The organism is Winogradskyella wichelsiae (assembly GCF_013403925.1).
Taxonomy (GTDB): domain Bacteria; phylum Bacteroidota; class Bacteroidia; order Flavobacteriales; family Flavobacteriaceae; genus Winogradskyella; species Winogradskyella wichelsiae.
In genome coordinates, this window is the sequence record NZ_JABFDJ010000003.1 from 443922 (window position 1) to 449921 (window position 6000).

At 32.1% G+C, this 6000-nt stretch carries 6 protein-coding genes; 5 read left to right on the top strand and 1 reads right to left on the bottom strand.

Annotated features, from left to right (window positions below):
* Nucleotides 1-139: 139 nt before the first annotated feature.
* Complete coding sequence (locus HM985_RS09140; RefSeq protein WP_179375957.1) at nucleotides 140-613, top strand: hypothetical protein; 474 nt, start codon at nucleotides 140-142, stop codon at nucleotides 611-613.
* Between the two features lie 423 nt (nucleotides 614-1036).
* On the opposite strand, the gene HM985_RS09145 is transcribed toward HM985_RS09140, so the two are convergent.
* Nucleotides 1037-2341: an FG-GAP-like repeat-containing protein gene (locus tag HM985_RS09145; protein WP_179375958.1), complete on the bottom strand. Its 1305-nt coding sequence runs from the start codon at nucleotides 2339-2341 to the stop codon at nucleotides 1037-1039.
* Nucleotides 2342-2669: 328 nt separating this feature from the next.
* On the opposite strand from HM985_RS09145, the gene HM985_RS09150 reads away from it, so the two are divergent.
* The 4 genes from HM985_RS09150 (at nucleotide 2670) to HM985_RS09165 (ending at nucleotide 5854) form a co-directional block, all read left to right on the top strand.
* Entirely contained in the window at nucleotides 2670-3233 is a 564-nt protein-coding gene (locus HM985_RS09150) for a Crp/Fnr family transcriptional regulator (RefSeq protein WP_179375959.1), read from the top strand.
* Nucleotides 3234-3397: 164 nt separating this feature from the next.
* Nucleotides 3398-3787: a RidA family protein gene (locus tag HM985_RS09155; protein ID WP_179375988.1), complete on the top strand. Its 390-nt coding sequence runs from the start codon at nucleotides 3398-3400 to the stop codon at nucleotides 3785-3787.
* A 369-nt stretch (nucleotides 3788-4156) separates the two neighbouring features.
* Entirely contained in the window at nucleotides 4157-4657 is a 501-nt protein-coding gene (locus tag HM985_RS09160; protein ID WP_317167130.1) for a helix-turn-helix domain-containing protein, read from the top strand.
* 663 nt (nucleotides 4658-5320) lie between these two features.
* Nucleotides 5321-5854 carry a hypothetical protein gene (locus HM985_RS09165; RefSeq protein ID WP_179375960.1) on the top strand — a complete coding sequence of 178 codons (534 nt, stop codon included), beginning with the start codon at nucleotides 5321-5323 and terminating at the stop codon, nucleotides 5852-5854.
* Nucleotides 5855-6000 lie beyond the last annotated feature (146 nt).

Below are 6000 nucleotides of genomic sequence, written 5' to 3' on the forward strand. Positions count from 1 at the left end.
ACATAGCTATTAAAAGCTTTCTAAGAGGTTTTTACTATATTTACAAGGTACGCCCAATTATAAATTTGGCTCTTGCAAAATCCGAAAAGTTAGTGGGCTTCACACGCTACTTTTCATATATGAGATCGCGACCAACACTATGAAAATATCCATATCTACATGCGTTTTAGTTCTATTTCTTTTTTCATTTATGCTCTGTAAAAGTCAAGAAAACAAAAAAACGGAACGAATTCAAACACCAAAACACTTTAAAATTCTCGATAAAAAAGAAGGAGATTTAGATAACGATGGTGTTTTTGAAAAAGTTATAGTTTACGATACCGAAAAAGAAACGGATATGGGCACGGAAAGGCAAATATACATTTACAAAAAGAACCATAACAAATGGGAATTGTGGAAAAAATCAGTCGGAGCCATATTACCAAGTGAACACGGAGGAATGATGGGAGATCCTTTTGAAGGAATTTCCATTAATAAAAATTGTATTGTAATTAATCATTCAGGAGGCGCTCGTCAAAGATGGCATTATACGCATAGGTTTAGATTTCAAACCGGGAAATTTCAATTAATTGGAGCAACTTGGAGCAACAGTAAACTTTGGTTCCCCTTGTGATAATTTCTTTAATTTTGATTATAATCTATCAACCGGCAAGGTGATTTATCAAGAAGAAACATCAGATTGTGAGAAGGAAGATTCCAAAACAGAGAAAAAAGAAACAATCAGCAAACCCAGCACCTTGCCGACTATGGCTAACTTTTATCCTGGAAATAACAAATTTACCTTTCCTAATTCTGAAACTATAATTTACTATTAACTAAAAACACTGTTGGCAACACCGTGTATAATTAATGGCTAGGTTCTTCCCTACTTACAAAAATTCCTACGGAATTTCCAACTTGGGGTCTACTTGTAAAGTTAAGTGCTAAATCACGCAACTACTCATAGCCGAGACCATTATCTATTATTTAAACAAAAAATATACTCAATACAAAAAATACATTTTCTTAATCAAAATTATTGAATATACTTTAAAGATTACTGTGGTCTAAAAAACAGCGTGTATAGTGTTCCAGTTCCTCCTGCACCTCCTCCAATATTGATAGCAATTGAGCCATCACCTCTTAAATCTCCAACATATGATATTGAACGAGAAAATCGCTCTTCTGAATCTAAAGTCAAATTAAAACCTCCATCAGTATTATTTATTCTTGTAAATGATTTAACGGTCTTATCGGCATTTAAATACAAAACATAAGCCCAACCTTCATTTTGCTGATTGGCTCCTGTAATTAACTCGTTAATGCCATCTCCATCTATATCTCCGGCAGCACACATTGCATGACCAAACTGCCCACCAAAAGTTCCGTTAGGGTTTAAATCGGTTACGAGCTCATCGGTAAATCCGTTCGTACCTTCAGTAATTTTAACTTTAGATTCTACATTAAAAGTAGTGCTGTTTAAAGATAAAATCCAAATGGCACCTTTTCCTCCATCAGACATAAAAGCGCCTACTGCCAATTCTTTAGTGCCATCGTTATCGATATCACCAAGCATAGCAACTTCTCTCCCTCCAAATTGGTCCCCATCTTCAAGACCCACTCCAAAACCTCCTTGTGTAGAATTTATAGTAACCGTATTTGTATACATTATTTGCGATGCTTCATTTAAAAATAAAATATCAATAGCGCCACGATTAGTTCCACCAACATCAGATCCTGGATTACAAGCTACTAAATCTACTCGATGATCTCCATTAATATCACCAATAGCCGTTAAACCATTTGCTATAATATTTTCATTTTTCACATAATCTTTAACAGTACCATCAACATTAAGGTGAATAATATATAATGAATTATTCGGTGGTACTGGAGAAGATACTGCAATATCAGGAATTCCATCCAAATCATAATCTCCTATGCCTGCAACACCATAACCAAAAAAGTTTCCTACATTTAAAGTTTCTGTAAAACCACCTTCAAGCATCGATATTTTTTGGTTGTTTTGCACAGTTCCGTCACTATTCATAAATAAAATATAAACAGCTCCTGTATCAACACCACCATCATCGTCTGATCGTGCACCAATAACAAGATCTATAACACCATCTCCATTAACATCTCCTATTTTATCGTGATCTCTACTAAATCTATCTCCACTTTCTAAATTTGCGAAAAAACCTCCGGAACCATTTTCAATTTTCACAAATCCTTCAGCTTGATAAGGCAATGTTGGTATGGTAATTAGCGCTTCGTCAATATCAGAATCATTATTGCAACTATATAGAATCGATAATAGTAACAGGATTCCCACAAAAGGTTTAAGGTTTTGAATTTTCATTATAAGTAGTATTGTTTTTCTTGTTAGACTTTGATTAGGTTAAAAGGTTTAGTTTTATGATTTATAAACTAGAGTAAATAAATTTCAGCCTGGATCTCAGAAAACCTGCTGAAGTCCATCTGAATCCAAACATCAAATACAAATCCTATCGAAAAAATAATGTAAATTTACTTGAACTTACGATTTAAAAACAGACCTCGTTCAAACTGTTTTTTTGCCTTCTAAACGGCTGAAAAAAAATCTTTTGAACGTGAAAATATGAACCAAATAGAATCAACCTATTTCTGTATAATACATATAATATCACAAATTAGTATTCGTTATTTAAATGAAAGAAAAATTAAAAGAACATATTGAAAATTTAATACCGCTTACAGATGAGGAGTTCTCATTTATTCTATCACATGTCTCATTCGAAAAATATAAAAAAAATGATTTTATTATTCAAGAAGGAGAAAATGTAAAGAATTGTTATTTAGTTGTTAATGGACTTTTAAAATTAGTTTACGATGATAAAAACGGAAAACAACATATTGTATCATTTGCAATGGAAGATTGGTGGGAAAGTGACTTTTCAGCTTATTTCTCACAAACCAAGGCTAAAATGTCTTTGCAGTGCATTGAAGACACTATAGTATATTCCTTAAGTTTTCAAAATTATCAAAAACTATCGGCTGAATTACCCAAAATGAAACAATTCTTTCTAGAAAAATCTAACTCAGGACATAGTGCTTCACAAAATAGAATTTTATCTTTTTTAACATCAAATGCTAAAGAAAGGTATGAACAACTTCTTAAACAATATCCTTTATTATTTCAACGAGTTCCCAAAACGCTTTTAGCGTCTTATTTAGGTGTTTCGCGCGAGACACTTAGTCGACTTTCCTCTTAATATTTAAGCTTCTTTATAATTGTGATGTATGTCACACTCGATTAATGCTATTATTCAAATATTTGTAGTGTAAAAACAAAATTGCAATTATGAGAAATAAATTATTAGCAATTATAGTATGAACTACGGTGTCAACATTAGCACAAAATAAAAAAGAAAAACAAATGGAAAAAAGAATAATTAACCCATGGGAATGGCAAAATGAAAGAAGTTATGTACAAGCAGTTGAAGTTACAAAGCCAGAAGGCACGCTCTATATTTCTGGGCAAACAGCTATAGATGATGATGGAAAATCAAGCACTTCCAATATGAAAGCCCAATTAATTCAAGCTATAGAAAATTTAGAAAGCGTTATAAAGGAAGCTGGATATGAATGTGAAAATATTGTGAGATTAAACATTTATGCAACTTCATCTGAAGAGCTTTTTTTGTGTTTTGATGTTTTCCAAAATTGGATAACTGAGCATAACATAAAACAGGCAAGTACTGTATTGGAAGTAAAAAGTCTCTTTGAAACTTTAAAAGTAGAATTAGAAGCTACAGTAGTAAAATAGTATTTGATTAAGGTATTCAAAAGTTAAAAAATGAATGCCCAATAATGTATAAACACAATAGCGGTTCGGTTGCAAACTTCAACCACTATTGTGTTTAATTTAATATATGGTCATCTGGAAAGCAAGCGTGTTTTAATCCGCTACTGCTCATAAAAGAAAAACGTTGGCGGTAATGGCAGACACCAACCAAAAGAAGCGAAACACATAGCCCCATATTTCAACCCCGATTCGGTTACAATCAACCTTGATTTGGAAACATTTACTTTTTAAAGAAGGACGAGTTTTGCATTGTAGAACTTAAAAAATAAAACAATCCAAAAAGTAAAATTCAAAAATTATGGCTATTTTTCATATTCATTAAATGAAGCGTTGCACCTTTCTGAGCAGGAAGCACAAAATGTTGTTGAGATATTTCAAAAAATAGAAAAAGAATACCAGCATATCGACAAACACACACAAGACATTATGCTGTCGCAAATTGATTTGCTATTAAACTATGGTAATCGTTTTTACGAACGCCAATTCATTACCCGAAAAGCTGTAAACAATGATTTGCTTTCAAAAACAGAAGCACTTTTGAACGATTATTATAGTAACACAGAAACTTTAAATAGCGAATTACCAACAGTGGAATATGTAGCTAATCAACTCAATTATTCCGCAAATTATTTAAGCGATACGTTGCGTTTGCTAACAGGACAAAGCACACAACAACACATTCACGAAAAACTCATTGAAAAAGCAAAAGAAAAACTTCTAACAACAAATTTATCCATAAGTGAAATTGCTTATGAATTAGGTTTTGAACAACCACAATCGTTCAACCGACTTTTTCAAAAAGAAAACCGAAATGTCGCCTTTAAAGTATAGACAATCATTTAACTGACAACGCCAATTAAACACGCAGTCGCACGGCCAAAACAAAGCGTATAGCGAACAACAGAAAGCCACATAGCGCCAACACCTAATAAAATTAATGGCTACTTCTAGCCTACTTACAAATCCCGATAGCTATCGAGACGCAAAATTGCTATTCCGTTGGTATTTGCTAAATGAGTTTCACAAGTAAAAGCGAGTGCTGTTATAGCATCCTCTAAATAGAGATTTAAAAACCACTAGGTAAAAGCTTGGTGGTTTTGCGTTATAGAAGGGTTGGGTTGTTATAATTTGGGCATTACGGTTTACCGTAAGTTTTATAGCATAAAAATTTTAACTTAGCACATGATTTAGAGATATATACGTATAGCTATATCAATTAATAGAGTTAACTTCGTTACTCCTATCTATTTAAGATAGTAAACTTTTGTTATATCCTGCTAAATTTATGGGATATGACTGATAAAAGTTTTGATATAACGAGTTGGTAGCCATTTGACCACCGACAGAGCAAATTAATAACCATCCGACTTACGGAATCTCGAAGAAGTGAAAATAAAATTGTATATTATGCTTTGAAAAGTTAAGAATAAATACTACTAAGAAGGTCAAAAATTAACAGCTCAAGACCATTAATGGAGCATAAATTTAATTATTATGAATAAAGTAATCTTGTCTGCAGTATTAATACTCTTTTTTGTCTCTTGCTCAAATGATGATGAATACGAAGCAAATGAAGTTGTTGAAATTATCCAAAATGATTTTAAAGTAGAGAAATTTACAGGTAATACAGTGGCTTATATTGTTGAAAATCAAATTAATGTATCCGTTCCTAATGAAATGTTAATAAATTCATTCAATAAATACTCGGCTATGACGCAATTAAACAAAGTAGCTACCTCTGTAGATTTAATGGAAGTTGAAAATAAATTTTATCTAAAGTTTAATAATACAGATAAATCAGCCTCTAAAGTTGCATTGATTGAAAAAAAATCAAATAAAAATTTTAAAATATCTCAAAATAGTTTGAGTTTTATGCGTCTCGGCGGTACAGTTTGCACTTCTGAAGGTTGTGCCCATTGTTGTGGTTGCCTTCCTAATGGAGACTATTGTACTAAATGTGATAGGTGGCAACAAAATGATTGTAAAAGAACAACTTCGAGTGGACTCATTGACCACATTGGCCAATAGGTTCTTAAAGTTCTGTATTAGAATATAATTACTTTAAAGCAAATAATTTTTTTTAATAAAACGGCTACCAACAAAGTACTGTGGTAAAAAACAAGTAAAAACTTATTAATTTATTGCTAAAGTACTTCTGTAATTATTATCATAGG